Origin of the sequence: Streptomyces marokkonensis (assembly GCF_008312835.1) — a bacterium.
GTDB lineage: Bacteria > Actinomycetota > Actinomycetes > Streptomycetales > Streptomycetaceae > Streptomyces > Streptomyces marokkonensis_A.
Genome location: NZ_VSKS01000009.1, coordinates 213036 through 228658, shown reverse-complemented (window position 1 = coordinate 228658; position 15623 = coordinate 213036). Strand labels below are relative to the sequence as shown.

The 15623-nt window shown below is 72.9% G+C and carries 13 protein-coding genes; 12 read left to right on the top strand and 1 reads right to left on the bottom strand.

Annotated elements, in window-relative coordinates; genetic code table 11:
- Nucleotides 1-190: 190 nt before the first annotated feature.
- From F1615_RS18045 to gatB, 5 genes are all read left to right on the top strand, one after another.
- Entirely contained in the window at nucleotides 191-2449 is a 2259-nt protein-coding gene (locus tag F1615_RS18045) for a putative bifunctional diguanylate cyclase/phosphodiesterase (protein ID WP_149550004.1), read from the top strand.
- Between the two features lie 807 nt (nucleotides 2450-3256).
- The gene (gatC, locus tag F1615_RS18035) at nucleotides 3257-3553 is read left to right on the top strand and encodes an Asp-tRNA(Asn)/Glu-tRNA(Gln) amidotransferase subunit GatC (protein ID WP_125504077.1); all 297 of its coding nucleotides are present in this window, start codon (nucleotides 3257-3259) and stop codon (nucleotides 3551-3553) included.
- A gap of 6 nt (nucleotides 3554-3559) precedes the next feature.
- Complete coding sequence (gatA, locus tag F1615_RS18030) at nucleotides 3560-5056, top strand: Asp-tRNA(Asn)/Glu-tRNA(Gln) amidotransferase subunit GatA (RefSeq protein ID WP_149550003.1); 1497 nt, start codon at nucleotides 3560-3562, stop codon at nucleotides 5054-5056.
- Nucleotides 5053-5292: a hypothetical protein gene (locus F1615_RS18025; protein ID WP_149550002.1), complete on the top strand. Its 240-nt coding sequence runs from the start codon at nucleotides 5053-5055 to the stop codon at nucleotides 5290-5292. Before gatA ends, F1615_RS18025 begins: the two co-directional genes overlap by 4 nt.
- 15 nt (nucleotides 5293-5307) lie before the next feature.
- Nucleotides 5308-6822, top strand: coding sequence for an Asp-tRNA(Asn)/Glu-tRNA(Gln) amidotransferase subunit GatB (gene gatB / locus F1615_RS18020; protein ID WP_149550001.1), 1515 nt, complete (start codon nucleotides 5308-5310; stop codon nucleotides 6820-6822).
- Nucleotides 6823-6903: 81 nt separating this feature from the next.
- Here the strand turns inward: gatB and F1615_RS18015 are convergent, their stop codons facing one another.
- On the bottom strand, nucleotides 6904-7707 hold the full coding sequence (locus F1615_RS18015) for an SAM-dependent methyltransferase (protein WP_149550000.1): 804 nt from the start codon (nucleotides 7705-7707) through the stop codon (nucleotides 6904-6906).
- 187 nt (nucleotides 7708-7894) lie between these two features.
- On the opposite strand from F1615_RS18015, the gene F1615_RS18010 reads away from it, so the two are divergent.
- From F1615_RS18010 to F1615_RS17980, 7 genes are all read left to right on the top strand, one after another.
- Complete coding sequence (locus F1615_RS18010; protein ID WP_149549999.1) at nucleotides 7895-8239, top strand: hypothetical protein; 345 nt, start codon at nucleotides 7895-7897, stop codon at nucleotides 8237-8239.
- A gap of 160 nt (nucleotides 8240-8399) precedes the next feature.
- On the top strand, nucleotides 8400-10646 hold the full coding sequence (locus tag F1615_RS18005) for an MMPL family transporter (RefSeq protein WP_149549998.1): 2247 nt from the start codon (nucleotides 8400-8402) through the stop codon (nucleotides 10644-10646).
- Nucleotides 10624-11196: a GNAT family N-acetyltransferase gene (locus F1615_RS18000; protein WP_149549997.1), complete on the top strand. Its 573-nt coding sequence runs from the start codon at nucleotides 10624-10626 to the stop codon at nucleotides 11194-11196. Before F1615_RS18005 ends, F1615_RS18000 begins: the two co-directional genes overlap by 23 nt.
- A 35-nt stretch (nucleotides 11197-11231) precedes the next feature.
- Nucleotides 11232-11786, top strand: coding sequence for a hypothetical protein (locus tag F1615_RS17995; protein WP_167533789.1), 555 nt, complete (start codon nucleotides 11232-11234; stop codon nucleotides 11784-11786).
- 244 nt (nucleotides 11787-12030) lie between these two features.
- Nucleotides 12031-12216 (top strand): hypothetical protein, encoded by a 186-nt coding sequence (locus F1615_RS17990; protein WP_149549995.1) that lies wholly within the window; start codon nucleotides 12031-12033, stop codon nucleotides 12214-12216.
- Nucleotides 12217-12332: 116 nt separating this feature from the next.
- Nucleotides 12333-15395, top strand: a complete 3063-nt coding sequence (locus tag F1615_RS17985) for a helix-turn-helix transcriptional regulator (RefSeq protein ID WP_149550061.1) — start codon at nucleotides 12333-12335, stop codon at nucleotides 15393-15395.
- Nucleotides 15396-15432: 37 nt separating this feature from the next.
- Nucleotides 15433-15621: a DUF6191 domain-containing protein gene (locus F1615_RS17980; RefSeq protein ID WP_149549994.1), complete on the top strand. Its 189-nt coding sequence runs from the start codon at nucleotides 15433-15435 to the stop codon at nucleotides 15619-15621.
- Nucleotides 15622-15623: the final 2 nt, after the last annotated feature.

Sequence of the window (15623 nt, the reverse complement as noted above, 5' to 3'; positions counted from 1 at the left end):
CGGCGACCGGTGCCCGTGGAAGCCCTCTGCGGCCTACTGTTGAGATGTGCGCCTGCCGTGCCCAGTTGCGGTCGGGGCAACCCCGTACTCGTGCAGGGGCCGGGGCAAGGCTTTCCACCGCGGAGCCGCTGGGAGTTGTCGGGCATCGGGCCGCGTGGCGTGGGCACCGCCGGTTGTGAGAGGGACGGGAATGGAACCGACCGAGAGCGCCGCCCCGGGCTCACGGCTGCGCCTGCGCCGCGTGGCGGTCGCCTGGCGGCGCGGCCGTGCGGACGGGCGGCCCGCGGGGCAGCCGGGCGCGCGGGGGCGCACCGGAGCGGGCACCGCGGGCGCGCGCGGCGCCGGACAGCCGGCCGCCGGGCACGGCCCCCGGATGTCCGACCCGCTGTCCGAGGCGGACACGGAACGGCACCCGTCCTGGCCCCCGTTGCCCACGGCGGTCGTCGCGGCGGCCGGGTTCGTGCTGGGTGCCGGCGTCCTGCGGGCGTTCACCGGAGGGCACGCGCTCTTCCCGTCCGGGACCGTCGGCTGGTCGCTGGCGGTGCTGACCGGAATCATCGTCGGGCACCTGGTGATGCTGGGGCGTTCCCGGTGGTGGGGCGGCACGGGCTCCGGTGCCGCTCTCACGCTGGCCGTGCTGCTGCTGTACGGCTGGATCGCGGCCGGCATGGTCAGCCTCACCGTCGTCGTCCTGGTCGGCGTCGCCCGGCGGGGCCGCTGGCGGCAGGGCGTGCTGCACGGCGCGGTGGACCTGCTCGGCATCGGCGCCGGGGCGTTGGTGCTGGCCGTGTTCGGCCGCGTGCCGTCCGTCGAGTCGCCGTCGACCCCGGACACCTGGACGCTGTACACCGCACCGGAGGTGGTGCTGGTCGCCGCCGCCTATCTCGCGGTCACCCGCGGTCTGCTGTGGTACCTGCACACCCCGCGCGCGGGGCTGCCCACCGTGGCCCGTACCGCCCTGGTCCGGCAGGGGCTCGTGGCCGTCGCCCTGCTCGGCATAGCGCCTCTGGTGTGTGTGGTCGCCGTCGCCAAGCCCGTGCTGCTGCCGCTCTTCTCCATTCCGCTGATCGCCCTCGACTCCACCTTGTGGATAGCCCGCGCGCGGGCCGAGGAGCAGTTGCGCGACCCGCTCACCGGGCTGCCCAACCGGCAGTGGCTGCTGGAGCGGATCTGGACCGCGCTGGACGACGCGGAACGGATCGGTGCCCGCGCCGCCCTCATGCTGATCGACCTGGACCGGTTCCGGTCCGTCAACGACACGCTCGGTCATCTCGCCGGTGACCGGCTGCTGCTGCAGATCGCCGACCGGCTGAGAGCCGCACTGCCGCGCGGGGCGGAGGCCGCGCGGCTGGGCGGCGACGAGTTCGCCGTCTTACTGCCCGTCGCCGACTCCACGACATCCGCGACCCGGGTCGCCCGCGGCCTCGTCGCCGCCCTCAGCTCCCCGCTCGACCTCGACGGGCTCACCCTCGTCCTGGAGGCGAGTGCGGGAGTCGCCGTTTTCCCGGACCACGCGGTGGACGCGGAGGGGCTGCTGCGGCGGGCGGACGTGGCGATGTACCAGGCCAAGCGGGACCGTACGGGAGTCGAGGCGTACGAGTCCAAGCGCGACTCCAACACCCCTGACCGGCTCGGGCTGCTGGGTGATCTGCGCCGGGCGCTGGACGCTCGTGAGGTGGAGCTGCACTACCAGCCCAAGGTCCGCTTCGACGGGCAGGTCGCGGGGCTCGAGGCGCTGGTGCGGTGGGTGCATCCGGAGCGGGGCAGGGTGCCGCCGGACGAGTTCATCGCGATCGCGGAATCGTCGGGGCTGATGCCGCACCTCACCGAGTACGTGCTGGAGACCGCGCTCGGGCAGGTCGCCGAGTGGCGCTCCCAGGGGCTGTTCGTACCGGTCGCCGTCAATGTCTCGCCGCGCGATGTGCACACGCCCGGGTTCGCCGGGTCGGTCGCGGCGCGGCTGGCCCGGCACGGGGTGCCTGCGGGAGCGCTCCAACTGGAGATCACCGAGCACGTGCTGCTGGAGGATCCGCAGCGTGCGGCCGACACGCTGAACGCGCTGACCGGGCACGGGGTGAAGATGTCCCTGGACGACTTCGGGACGGGGTACTCCTCGCTCGTGCATCTGCGGCGGCTGCCGGTGAGCGAGTTGAAGATCGACCGGTCGTTCGTGGCGCGGCTGGCCGTCGACACCGAGGACGCGGAGATCGTGCGGTGCACGGTGGATCTGGCTCACTCGCTCGGGCTGCTCGTCGTCGCGGAGGGTGTCGAGGACGACGAGACCTGGGAGCGGTTGCGGGACCTGCGGTGTGACGCGGTGCAGGGGTGGCTGGTCGCCGCGGCGATGCCGCCGGACGAGACCACGGCCTGGCTCCTCGCGCGCGGCTCCCGGGGCTGGCAGCGCCCGGCCGCGGCTCTGCCGGCGGCGACGACAACGGCCGACGACTAGCCAGGACCTCCGGCCTGCGGCGCAGCGGTCTGGGGGGTGGGGTGCGCGTAGCGCCTACGGGTGGGGGGGGGTGGGTCGGGGGCGGGTCGGGGGTGTACGTCCTCGGACTGGCGCGATTCCGTTGCCCGGTGGAGGTGCGGGGCGTCGAGTCGCACCAGCCGCTGCGGGCGCACACCCCCGCCCCGCCCCCTCCGCGCCGTACGCGGCCAACGCCGCGCCGTACGCGGCCAACGCCGCGCCGTACGCGGCCAACGCCGCGTCTGCACGCCGCGTCTGCGGCCGACGCCGCGTCTGCGGCCGACGCCGCGTCTGCGGCCGACGCCGCGTCTGCGGCCGACGCCGCGTCTGCGGCCGACGCCGCGTCTGCGGGCCAACGCCGCTTGCGCGGGCCCTCGCTCCCGCGGGCCCTCGCTCCTGCGGGCCCCGCCATTCCCGCGGGCCCCCGCTTCCGCGGGCAGTCGTGCCGCTGGGGCGGCACGGGTGGGCGCGACGGCACCCCGTTGGCGCCGGGCTGCGCGAACACCCTCCGGCCCGCACCAGCACGGGGCACCCCGCGAGCCCGGCACGGTGGGCCCGCCGGCACCCCATGAGCGCCGGGCTGCGCGAACACCACCCGGTCCGCACCGACGCCGGGCACCCCCGCGAGCGCCGGGTGCGGAACAGGCCCCGGTGGGCCCCGATCGCCGCGGATCCGCCAGCGCCGGCGCCGCCCCCGGCACCGGCCCCCGGAAAGGGTTTCACCGGCACGGCTCCTCGCCCCATAGGATTGGGCCCAAACCACACACACTCACCCCAGAGGATCGCTGCATGCCTGGCATCACGCGCGAGGAGGTCGCCCACCTCGCCCGGCTGGCGCGTCTGGAGCTGAAGCCCGAAGAGCTCGACCACTTCGCAGGCCAGCTCGACGACATCATCGGCGCGGTCGCCCGCGTCAGCGAGGTCGCCGACCAAGACGTACCGCCGACCTCGCACCCGCTCCCGCTGACCAACGTCATGCGGCCGGACGAGGTCCGTCCCTCGCTCACCCCCGAGCAGGCGCTCTCCAGCGCCCCGGCCCAGGAGCAGCAGCGTTTCAAGGTGCCGCAGATCCTGGGGGAGGAGTAACCCGCCATGAGCGATCACATCATCAAGCTCACCGCCGCCGAGACCGCCGCGAGGATCGCCTCCGGCGAGCTCACCGCCGTCGAGGTCACCGAGGCGCACCTGGCCCGCATCGAGGCCGTCGACGAGAAGGTGCACGCCTTCCTGCACGTCGACCGCGAGGGCGCACTGGCGCAGGCGCGTGCCGTCGACGAGAAGCGCGCCCGTGGCGAGGAGCTCGGTCCGCTGGCCGGCGTCCCGCTCGCGCTGAAGGACATCTTCACCACCGAGGGCATTCCGACCACCGTCGGTTCCAAGATCCTCGAGGGCTGGATCCCGCCGTACGACGCGACGCTCACCAAGCGGCTCAAGGCCGCCGACGTCGTCATCCTCGGCAAGACCAACATGGACGAGTTCGCCATGGGGTCCAGCACCGAGAACAGCGCCTACGGGCCGACCGGCAACCCCTGGGACCTGACCCGGATCCCCGGGGGGTCGGGTGGTGGGTCGTCCGCCGCCCTCGCGTCCTTCCAGGCCCCCCTCGCCATCGGCACCGACACCGGCGGGTCCATCCGCCAGCCGGCCGCCGTCACCGGCACCGTCGGCGTCAAGCCGACGTACGGCGCGGTCTCCCGGTACGGCATGGTCGCCTTCTCCAGCTCCCTGGACCAGGGCGGCCCCTGTGCCCGTACGGTCCTGGACGCCGCCCTGCTGCACGAGGTGATCGCCGGGCACGACCCGCTCGACTCCACCTCCATCGACGAGCCGGTCCCGCCGGTCGTCGCGGCCGCCCGCAACGGGTCCGTCGCCGGTATGCGCGTCGGCGTCGTCAAGCAGTTCCGCGGGGAGGGGTACCAGGCCGGCGTCATCCAGCGGTTCGACGAGTCCGTCGAGCTGCTGAAGGGGCTGGGCGCCGAGATCGTGGAGCTGGACTGCCCCTCGTTCGACCTCGCGCTGTCGGCCTACTACCTGATCGCGCCCTCCGAGTGCTCGTCCAACCTCGCCCGCTTCGACGGCCTGCGCTACGGCCTGCGGACCGGCGACGACGGCTCGCACTCCGCCGAGGAGGTCACCTCGCTGACCCGCGAGGCCGGCTTCGGTGACGAGGTCAAGCGCCGCATCATGCTCGGCACCTACGCGCTCAGCTCCGGCTACTACGACGCGTACTACGGCAGCGCCCAGAAGGTCCGCACGCTGATCAAGCAGGACTTCGACAAGGCGTTCGAGCAGGTCGACGTGATCGTCTCCCCGACGACACCCACCACCGCCTTCCCGATCGGCGAGCGCGCCGACGACCCGATGGCGATGTACCTCGCCGACCTGTGCACCATCCCGACCAACCTGGCCGGCAACGCCGCCATGTCGCTGCCCTGCGGCCTCGCGCCCGAGGACGGCCTGCCGGTCGGACTGCAGATCATCGCCCCGGTCATGAAGGACGACCGCCTGTACAAGGTGGGTGCCGCCGTCGAGGCCGCCTTCGTGGAAAAGTGGGGCCACCCGTTGCTCGAGGAGGCTCCGTCGCTGTGAGTGCACTGACCAAGGCCAAAGGCTTCAAGAAGTCCAAGTCCGGTACGTACCTGTCCATGGCCGCCACCGCCATCGGCGCGATCGGCGTCGCCAAGCGCGTCAAGAAGGCCCGGCTGGAGAAGGACACGCTGGTCCTGATCGACGCCACCGTGTCCGCCGCCGCCATCGTCACCGGCCTCGCCATCCTCTACCGCGAGCTGAAGCGGCTGGGCGACGACGACGTCCTGCTGGGCTGAGAGGGAAGTTTCACCGTGACCACCACGACCGACCTGGTGTCGTACGAGGACGCTCTCGCGTCGTACGACCCCGTCATGGGCCTCGAGGTCCATGTCGAACTCGGCACCAAGACCAAGATGTTCTGCGGGTGCTCGACCGAGCTGGGCGCCGACGCCAACTCGCAGACCTGTCCCGTCTGCCTCGGCCTGCCCGGCGCTCTCCCGGTCGTCAACGCGATCGGCGTCGAGTCCGCAGTCAAGATCGGTCTCGCGCTGAACTGCGAGATCGCCGAATGGTGCCGCTTCGCCCGGAAGAACTACTTCTATCCGGACATGCCGAAGAACTTCCAGACCTCCCAGTACGACGAGCCGATCGCCTTCAACGGCTACCTCGACGTGCAGCTGGAGGACGGCGAGACCTTCCGTGTGGAGATCGAGCGCGCCCACATGGAGGAGGACACCGGGAAGTCCACGCACGTGGGCGGTGCCACCGGGCGCATCCACGGCGCGTCCCACTCGCTGCTCGACTACAACCGCGCGGGCATCCCGCTCATCGAGATCGTCACCAAGCCGATCGTCGGCGCGGGCGAGCGCGCTCCCGAGGTCGCGCGGGCCTACGTCCGTGAGCTGCGCGAACTCATCCGGGCGCTCGGTGTGTCCGAGGCCCGTATGGAGATGGGCCAGATGCGGTGTGACGTCAACCTCTCGCTCATGCCGAAGGGGGCCGACAAGTTCGGCACCCGGAGCGAGACGAAGAACGTCAACTCGCTGCGGTCCGTCGAGCGTGCCGCCCGGTTCGAGATCCAGCGGCACGCGGCCGTGCTCGGCGCCGGCGGAACGATCGTCCAGGAGACCCGGCACTTCCACGAGGACACGGGCTCCACGACCTCCGGCCGGGTGAAGGAGGAGGCCGAGGACTACCGGTACTTCCCGGAGCCCGACCTGGTGCCCGTGGCGCCCTCGCGCGAGTGGGTCGAGGAACTGCGCGCGGGACTGCCCGAACTGCCCCTGGTGCGCCGTAGCCGGCTCCGCGAGGAGTGGGGGATCTCCGGCACCGACATGCAGGCGATCCTCAACGCCGGGGCGCTGGATCCGATCGTCGCCACCATCGACGCCGGAGCCGACGCCGCCTCCGCCCGCAAGTGGTGGATGGGCGAGCTCGCCCGTGCCGCCAACGAGTCCGGCAAGGCGCTCGACGAGCTGGCGATCACCCCGGCGCAGGTGGCCCGGGTCACCGAGCTGGTGTCCGAGGGTTCGCTCAACGACAAGCTGGCCCGCCAGGTCATCGAGGGCGTGCTCGCGGGCGAGGGCACTCCGGACGAGGTCGTCGACAAGCGCGGTCTGAAGGTCGTCTCCGACGAGGGCGCGCTCACCACGGCCGTGGACGAGGCCATCGCCGGCAACCCGGCCATCGCGGACAAGATCCGCGGCGGCAAGGTGGCCGCGGCCGGCGCGCTGGTCGGCGCCGTCATGAAGGCCACGCGCGGCCAGGCGGACGCGGCCCGCGTCAAGGAGCTGATCCTGCAGAAGCTGGGCGTCAGCGAGGGCTGAGACACCGGGACATGACAGGGGGGACGCACCCGGCCGGGTGCGTCCCCCCTGTCATGCGATCAGCGCCGGTTGGTCACGAGGTCAGGGCCTGCGTCCCACCACGCGCGCGAAGCCCAGGGTGCGGCCCCGGTCCGCGCGCAGCATGTCCCCGTTCTCCCGGCTCGTCCGCACGTGGAACTCCTCCGTGCTCTGCTCCGCGACGACGTCGCACCAGAGCAGCCACTCCCGCCAGCCGTCCCGCAGCCAGTCGGCCGTCTCGACCTCCACGGCCCCGCTGCGGGTCCAGTGGCGGCGCCACCAGGCGGGACTGTGGAAGCACCAGAACGCGGGGTCCCAGAACGGCTTCAGGTGCTCCGGCGGCTCGGTTCCCGCGATCTCCACGGAAATCGCCGGGACGACGACACCGATCCGCCCGCCCGGCCTGAGCAGCCGGGCCAGCGTCGGGAGGTAGAGATCGTCGGTGCCGAAGTACTGGTACGCGTCGATCGACACGATCGCGTCGAAGCTCTCCTCACCGAAGGGCAGGTCGTGCGCCTCGGCGAGCACCGGCAGCACCCGGTCGGCGACGCCGGCCTCGGCGATCCGGCGGGCGTTGTCGTCCGGCCTGATCCACAGGTCGGCCGCGGTGACCTGGACGTCGTACTCCTTGGCCAGGAAGACCGAGGTCATGGCGCGGCCGCAGCCCAGATCGAGCACCCGTGCGCCGGGGCGCAGGGTGTCGAGGCCGAGGGCCGGGGCGAGCCACTCCAGCAGCCACAGCGCGTGCGGGCCCATCGCGTTGTCGATGGTCCAGCGGGCGTCGTAGGCGCCGCTGCGGGGGTAGCGGGGGAGGGCGAGGCGGCTAGCGAGATCGTCGTGCGGGGTGTTCGATGTGATGTCCGACATCGGTGAACGGGCTCCTCGGGGCCGTGAAGATGCAAGGGGTCGCGTCGGAGATCGGGCGGACAAGCATCAAAGCACCTGCTTCGGCCGGCGGCGGACTGCCGCGGAACGTCGGACCGGCGGACGCTAACAGGTGCGCACCGGGACCCGCATCCGGGATTTCGGGTCCGACGCGCTACGCTCCCGCGCCATGAGTGGACGCGCTGATTCCGACCCGTTGCCGGACACTCAGGCCGATGACGCCGCCGGCCTCGACGACGAGCGGGCCGAGCAGGCCGGCGACGGGGAGGGCGAGGCACGGCGGGCGCGGTGGGCCGCAGCGGGCACCGGGGGTGTGCTGGCCCTGGCGGGGGTGGCCGCGGCGCTGCTCCGGGTCGCCGGCTCCGCGCCGGTCCTCGTCCCGGCCGCGTACGCAGGCGGGGCCGCCGTGTGTGGCCTGGCGGCCGTCCTGGGAGTGCGGGGGCGTACGCGCAGGGCGTTGTGGCTGTTGGTCGCGGGACTGCTGGTGATGGCCCTGGGGGACCAGTTCGACTGACCGGATCCGGAAATGTGAGTTAGTGCACGAAAGCGACAAACGATCACTTTCGCCTGTAACAGTGGCAGTGCATTGCTCATGCGTTCTTTGCGGGCTGTTCGGTATTCGTTCGACGGTTCCCGGCCAAAGATCCACATCGAGTCACCCTGGGAGCACGTCCGTGGCAGCCCTTGCACGCTGGTGTGTCCAACGCCGTCTCGTCGTCGTCCTGCTCTGGCTCCTCGCCCTCGGCGGGGTCGCCGCGGGCGCCTTCGCCGCCGGTTCCGCCTACTCCAACGACTACAAGGTGCCCGGCACCGAGTCCGGCCGGGCGACCCAGCTGCTGAAGGAGGGCTTCCCCGATCTCGGCGGCGACAGCGACAACGTGGTCTGGCACACGTCGTCCGGCAGTGTCCGGGACACGGGCGTCGAGCAGACCATGACCCGCACCCTGGACCGGATCGAGGACCTGCCCGGCGTGGCCGCCGTGAGCGGTCCGTACGACGAGGGGGGCGCCGGACGGGTCAGCCAGGACGGCCGCACCGCCTACGCCACGGTCGTCTTCGAGAACCAGGCCAACGAGATCGGGGCCGGTCAGGCCGCGGACGTGGTGGAGACGGCCAAGGCCGCGGAAACGGACGGGCTGCGCGTCGAGCTGAGCGGCAGCGCCGTCGAGCTCAGCGAGTCCTCCGGCGGGCACATCGCCGAGGTCGTCGGCGTGCTGGTCGCCGCCGTCGTCCTCTTCCTCGCCTTCGGCTCGCTCGCCGCCTCACTGCTGCCCATCGCCACCGCCCTGGTCGGCGTCGGCACCGCCTACGCGGGGATCGTGCTGCTCGGGCACGTGATGACCGTCGCCGACTTCGCGCCCATGCTCGGCATGCTGATCGGGCTCGGCGTGGGCATCGACTACGCGCTGTTCATCGTCACCCGGCACCGACGCGGACTGAAGCGCGGCCTCGGTGTGGCCGAGGCCGCCACCAACGCCGTCGCCACCACCGGACGGGCCGTCGTCTTCGCGGGTGCGACCGTGTGCATAGCCCTGCTGGGCATGCTGATCCTCCGGCTGAACTTCCTCAACGGCGTCGCCATAGCCGCCTCGCTCACCGTGGTGCTGACCGTCGCCGCGTCCGTCACCCTGCTGCCCGCCCTGCTGTCGTTCATCGGCATGCGCGCGCTCAACCGCCGCGAGCGGCGCCGGCTCGCCGAGCACGGGCCCGAGCCGGAGGTGCCGACCGGGTTCGCCGCCCGCTGGTCGGCGTTCGTGGAACGCCACCCGAAGCTGCTCGGCGCCGTCGCGGTCGTCGTCATGGCCGTCCTCGCCCTGCCCACCCTCTCGCTGCACCTGGGCACCTCCGACCAGGGCAACGACCCCAAGACCTCCACCACCCGCCAGGCCTACGACCTCCTCGCCGACGGCTTCGGCCCCGGGGTGAACGGCCCCCTCACCCTCGTCACCGAGGTCGAGGGCGCCGAGGACCGGCTCGCCCTGGACAACCTCGGCAGCACCCTGCGCACCACCGACGGTGTCGCCTCGGCGTCGCCGGTGACCTACGGCCAGGGCGGCGACACCGCCTACCTCACCGTCGTACCGGAGTCGTCGCCGCAGTCGAAGGCGACCAGCGACCTGGTCGACCGGCTGCGCTCCGACGTGCTGCCCCGTGCCGAGTCGGGCACCTCGCTCGACGTGCACGTGGGCGGCGTGACGGCCGGCTACGACGACTTCGCCGACGTCATCGTCGACAAGCTGCCCCTCTTCGTCGGCGTCGTGATCGGCCTCGGCTGTCTGCTGCTCCTGCTGGCCTTCCGCTCGATCGGCATACCGCTCAAGGCCGCCGCGATGAACGTGGCCGCCGTCGCCGCCGCGTTCGGCGTCGTCGTCGCGATCTTCCAGTGGGGCTGGGGCAGCGAACTGCTCGGCCTGGGCCGGGCCGGGCCCATAGAACCCTTCCTGCCCGTGATCATGGTGTCCGTCCTCTTCGGGCTCTCCATGGACTACCAGGTGTTCCTGGTGAGCCGGATGTACGAGGAGTGGCTGGAGACCGGCGACAACCGGCGCGCCGTCCGCGTCGGCCTCGCGGAGACCAGCCGGGTGATCAACTCGGCCGCCGTGATCATGATTTCGGTCTTCCTCGCCTTCGTGCTCAGCGGCGACCGCGTGATCGCCATGTTCGGCATCGCGCTCGCCGCGGCCGTCGCCCTCGACGCCTTCGTGCTGCGCACCCTGCTCGTTCCCGCGCTCATGCATCTGCTCGGCGGCGCCAACTGGTGGCTGCCGCGCTCGCTGGACCGGATCCTGCCCCGGATCAGCATCGAGCCGCCCGAGGCCCGTGCCACTCATGAGAGGCTGGCCGCCGCCACGGACGCCGAGGTGGCGGACGTGCTGGCCGAGGAGGAGCGACAGCGGGATGTACGCGATACGACTGGGTGACGACGGAGCGGAACTGCGCCCGCTGGAGCCCTGGCACGCCGAGGAGTTCCTCGCCCACCTGGACCGCGGCCGGGAGTTCATCAACCAGTACGTCCCCTTCGGCTCCAGGGCCACGGACGTGACCGGCGCGCGGGAGGTGCTCCAGCGGTACGCCGACTGGCGCGCCGCCGACACGGCCTCGCTGCACGGGCTGTGGCTGGACGGCAAGCTCGTGGGCGGAGTGCTCACCCTGAACTTCGACGCCGGGAACGGCACCTGCGAGGTCGGCTGCTGGCTGGAGCCCGCCGCCACGGGACGCGGGCTCGTCACCCGCGCGATGCGGGTACTCATCGACTGGGCCGTCGAGCAGCGCGGCATCCACCGCGTCGAATGGGTCGCCGCGGCGGGCAACGTGCCGAGCCTCAACACCGCCCGCCGGCTCGGCATGACGCGCGACGGCGTGCGCCGTGAGGCCCATCTCCACCACGGCGTACGCCACGACCTGGAGGTGTGGTCCGTCCTCGCCCCGGAGTGGCGCGCACACGGAAGCCACCGGCACAGCGACCGTTGAGCGGACTCTCAGAGAGCGTCCGTACGGTGCGGTGCATGGGAACCAGGACAGTGGACGAGACCGAAGCCGGGGCCGGCACCGAGCGCGACGCGACGGCGGTGGAGGCCGCCGAGTCCGACGACGTCACGGAAGCGGAACCGAACGCGGAGCAGGACGGATCCGAGGCCGGCGAGGAGGCCGAGGGGGAGGGCCCGTCCGGCGTCGGACAGGGTGCCGCGGCGGTCGTCTCGGTGGCGCTTGGCCTCGTCTCGCTCACCGGCAGCTGGCCGGGCACGGTCGCCGCCGCGCGTGAGACCCTCCTGGGCCAGCTGGAGACGGCCGCGGACGCCGGCGTCGCCACCCAGGTCAAGGAGGTGTACGGCGACGCCTGGAACACCACCGCGCTGTGGGGCGGCCTCTTCGCCCTGACCGCGCTGATCGTGGGCGCCGTGGTCCTCGCGAGGCCCGCCTTCGGAACGCCCGGCCGTACGCTCCGGGCGCCCTGGATCGCGTCGGTCGCCTGGGCGGGTGTCTCGCTCGGCGTCATCGGACTGCTGCTGGCGGTCCTCAAGTACACCGGCGTACTCCTGGGCCTGCCCGCCACTGGTTGAGAAGTCGCAGCTCACCGGGGATCCTCGGGCGACCGGGAGGCCACGGCGCGGATCCGGGACACCGAACGCGCCGAGGGGCCTAAGGAGGCCCTGATCAGCCCGGAGACCTCACTAAGTGCCTTCTAAGGCCCCGCGCCCGTGGAAGATACGGAACTCTCCCGATGTGGCCGGCCCCCCTTGGAGACGAAGGTGGAGGCGTCGCGTAAAGCGATGCCGACACCGACTCCGCCAGGGGGACCACACCATGTTCGAGTACGCACTCCACCAGCTCCGCCACGACGAGCTCGTCCGCGCCGCCGAGCACGAGCGCCAGGTCCGTGAGGCTCTCCGCCTCCGCCGTGCCGCACGCCGCGGAGCCGCCGTACGCGGAGCCGAGACCGAAAGCCATACCCGCCGCCACCGGCGCTCCCGGTTCGCCCGGGCCGCATGAGCCGACCGCGGGTGACGGCGGCCGCACGGGGGTCGGCCGCCGTCACCGCGAGGGCACCGGAACGGGCGGCCCGTCCGGGGAGGAAAACCGGTCCCCCGTTGTCGGCGGTGCGTGCGATGCTCGGGGGCGTGGAGACCAAGTCCGTCAGTCCGGTGTTCGTCGGCCGCACCTCCGAACTCGGCACGCTGAAAGACGCGCTCGCCCGTGCCGGGCTCGGCGCCGGTGAGCCGCAGGCACTGCTGGTCGGTGGCGAGGCCGGCGTCGGGAAGACCCGCCTCGTCGAGGAGTTCGCCGCGGCGGCCCGCCGCAGGGGCGCGATCGTCGCGCTCGGCGGATGCGTGGAGATCGGCGCCGACGGACTGCCCTTCGCCCCGTTCTCCACCGCCCTGCGCCAACTGCGCCGCGAGCTGCCGGAGCAGCTCGCCGCCGCGGCCGCCGGGCAGGAGGAGGAACTGGCCCGCCTGCTGCCCGAACTGGGCGCCGCCGCCGCCCGCGAGGCCCGCCGTGACGAACAGGGCATGGCCCGCCTCTTCGAACTCACCGCCCGCCTGCTGGAACGCGTCGCCGCCGACCACACCGTCGTCCTCGCCCTGGAGGACCTGCACTGGGCCGACGCCTCCACCCGCCATCTGCTCGCCTATCTGTTCCGCACGCTGCGCACCGGCCGCCTCGTCGTCCTCGCCACCTACCGCTCCGACGACATCCACCGCCGCCACCCGCTGCGCCCCCTCCTCGCCGAACTCGACCGGGTCCGCACGGTCCAGCGCGTCGAACTCGGCCGGTTCAACCGCGAGGAGGTCCACCGGCAGATCGCCGGCATCCTCGCCCGCGAACCCGAACCCGACCGCGTCGACGACATCTTCGAACGCTCCGACGGAAACGCCTTCTTCGTCGAGGAACTCGCCGTCGCCGCCGACGAGGGATGCTGCACCGGCCTCACCGACTCCCTGCGCGACCTGCTCCTGGTCCGTGTCGAGGGCCTGCCGGAGAGCGCCCAGCGGGTCGCCCGGATCGTCGCCGAGGGCGGCTCCACCGTCGAGGACCGGCTGCTGGCCGCCGTCGCCCGGCTCACCGAGGACGACCTCATCGAGGCCCTGCGCGCCGCCGTCAACGCCAGCATCCTCGCGCCCGCACCCGATCGCGACGGCTACCGCTTCCGCCACTCCCTGGTCCGCGAGGCCGTCAGCGACGACCTGCTGCCCGGCGAACGCTCCCGCCTCAACCGCCGCTACGCCGAGGCGCTGGAAGCCGACCCCACCCTTGTCCCCGCCGACGAGCGGGTGACCCGCCTGGCCAGCTACTGGTACCACGCCCATGACGCCGCCAAGGCCCTGCCCGCCGTCCTCGACGCCTCCGTCGAGGCCCGCCGGCGCCACGCCTACTCCGAGCAACTGCGCCTGCTGGAACGGGCCATGGAGCTGTGGGACGCCGTCCCCGACGCCGTACGGGCCACCCTGCGCCCCCTCGACTACGCCGAGGCCTACCCTCCCTGTGGCTGCGACCCCGCGACCACACCGCTGCGCTACCTCGACCTGATGGCCGAAGCCGCCGTCGCCGGCCGCCTGTGCGGGGAGCGCGAACGCTCGATGAAGATCACCAAGAGGGCGCTGCGCCTCCTCGACGAGGAGCCCGACCCCCTGCGCGCCGCCTGGTTCTGGGTGCAGCGCTCGCGGCTCACCCAGGCCCTCGCCCGCGGCGACGGCTGGACCGAACTCGGCACCGCGCAGGACCTGGTGCGCGGACTCCCGCCCTCCGAGGTGCACGCCGAGGTCCTCGCCTCCGCGGCCAGCTGGTCGATGCTGCACGAACCCGGACCGGAGGCCATGGCCGCCGCCGAGAGCGCCGTCGAGTACGCGCGCATGGTCGGCGCCCACGACATCGAGCTCAACGCCCGGCTCACCCTCGGCGGCCTCATGGTCGACGCCGGTGACATCGAGACCGGGCTCGCCGAGATGTACGAGGTCAAGGACCGGGCGACCGAACTGGGCGTGGACATGGTGGTGGCCCGCGCCCATGTGAACCTCCCGTCCGTCCTCGAGGGCGTCGGCCGCTCCGAGGAGGCGGCGCGCCTCCTCCAGGAGGGCGTCCACGTCACCCGCAGACTCGGGCTGCTGGACTCCGAGGGCTGGGTGTGGGGCAACCTCGCCGAGTCCCTCCACTCCCTGGGCCGCTGGGACGAGGCGGCGCGGGCCGCGGCCAGCGCGCAGCGTCTCGAGCAGAGCGCCAAGCCGCGCGCCGGAGGCTCGATGCGCCTGGCGTACCTCGCGTACGACCGGGGCGACCTGGCCGAGGCGGCCCGCCGTCTCGCCGACGCCCGCTCCTTCTTCGGCACCCACGACCCGATGCCGCAGTACGCCCTCCCCATGAAGTGGGTCGCCGTCGGCATCGCCGCCGCCGAGGGCCGCCTCCCCGACGCCCGTGCCGAACTGCTCGACGCCCTGGACACCGGACTCCCGCCCGGCACCCAGCGCTACGGCTGGCCCCTGCTGCTCGCCGCCGCGACCGTGGAGGCGGACGCCCACGGCGATCCGGCGGCCGCTCCCGGCCGCCCGGAGATCCTGGAGCGGGTCCGCAAGGCGGCCAGGACCCTGGCGGCCGGGGTGCCCATGTGGCGGGCCTACGACCTGTGGCTGCGCGCCGAGCTGCTGCGCGCCGAGGGCAGGCTCGAACCGGACGTGTGGTCCGCGGCCGTCGAGGCGGTGGAGCCACTGGGGCGGCCCTACGACCTCGCGCGCGTCCGGTTCCGGCTCGCCGAGGCGCTGCTCGCCTCCGGAGCCGGCGACGACGAGCGTGCCCGCGCCACGGAACTGCTGCGGCTGGTCGACGCCGTCGCCGTCCACCTCGGCGCCCGACCGCTGGCCCGCTCCGCGGCCCAGCTGGCGCAGCGCGCACGCCTCGCACTGGCACCCGCCGTCCGGGAGGCGGCTCCCGGCCCCGCGGATCCGGCCGAGGCGCTCGGCCTCACCAGCCGGGAGCGCGACGTCCTGCGCCTGGTGGCGGCCGGTCACACCAACCGCCGTATCGCCGAGGAGCTGTTCATCTCCCCGAAGACGGCCAGCGTCCATGTCTCCAACATCCTCGCCAAGCTGGGTGTTTCCGGCCGTGGTGAGGCGGCGGCGGTGGCCCATCGGCTCGGCCTCTTCCCGGCGGAGGCCGGGGAACGGCTGGCGGCGGGATAATGGATGTACGACGCATGCGGCCCTGGGAAGGGGAGCGATGTTCAACGCCTTCGAGGAACTGTTCGCCCCCGGCCGCAAACACACCCATGACGAGCAGAAACGCCTGGAACTGACCCGGGAGGACGTCGGCGACGCCGACCCCGGACGCGGGCCCATAGACCTCGCGTCCGGAAAGGTCACGGTGCGCCCGCCGACGCCTCCTGCGGATGAGGCCGACGAGGACTGAGG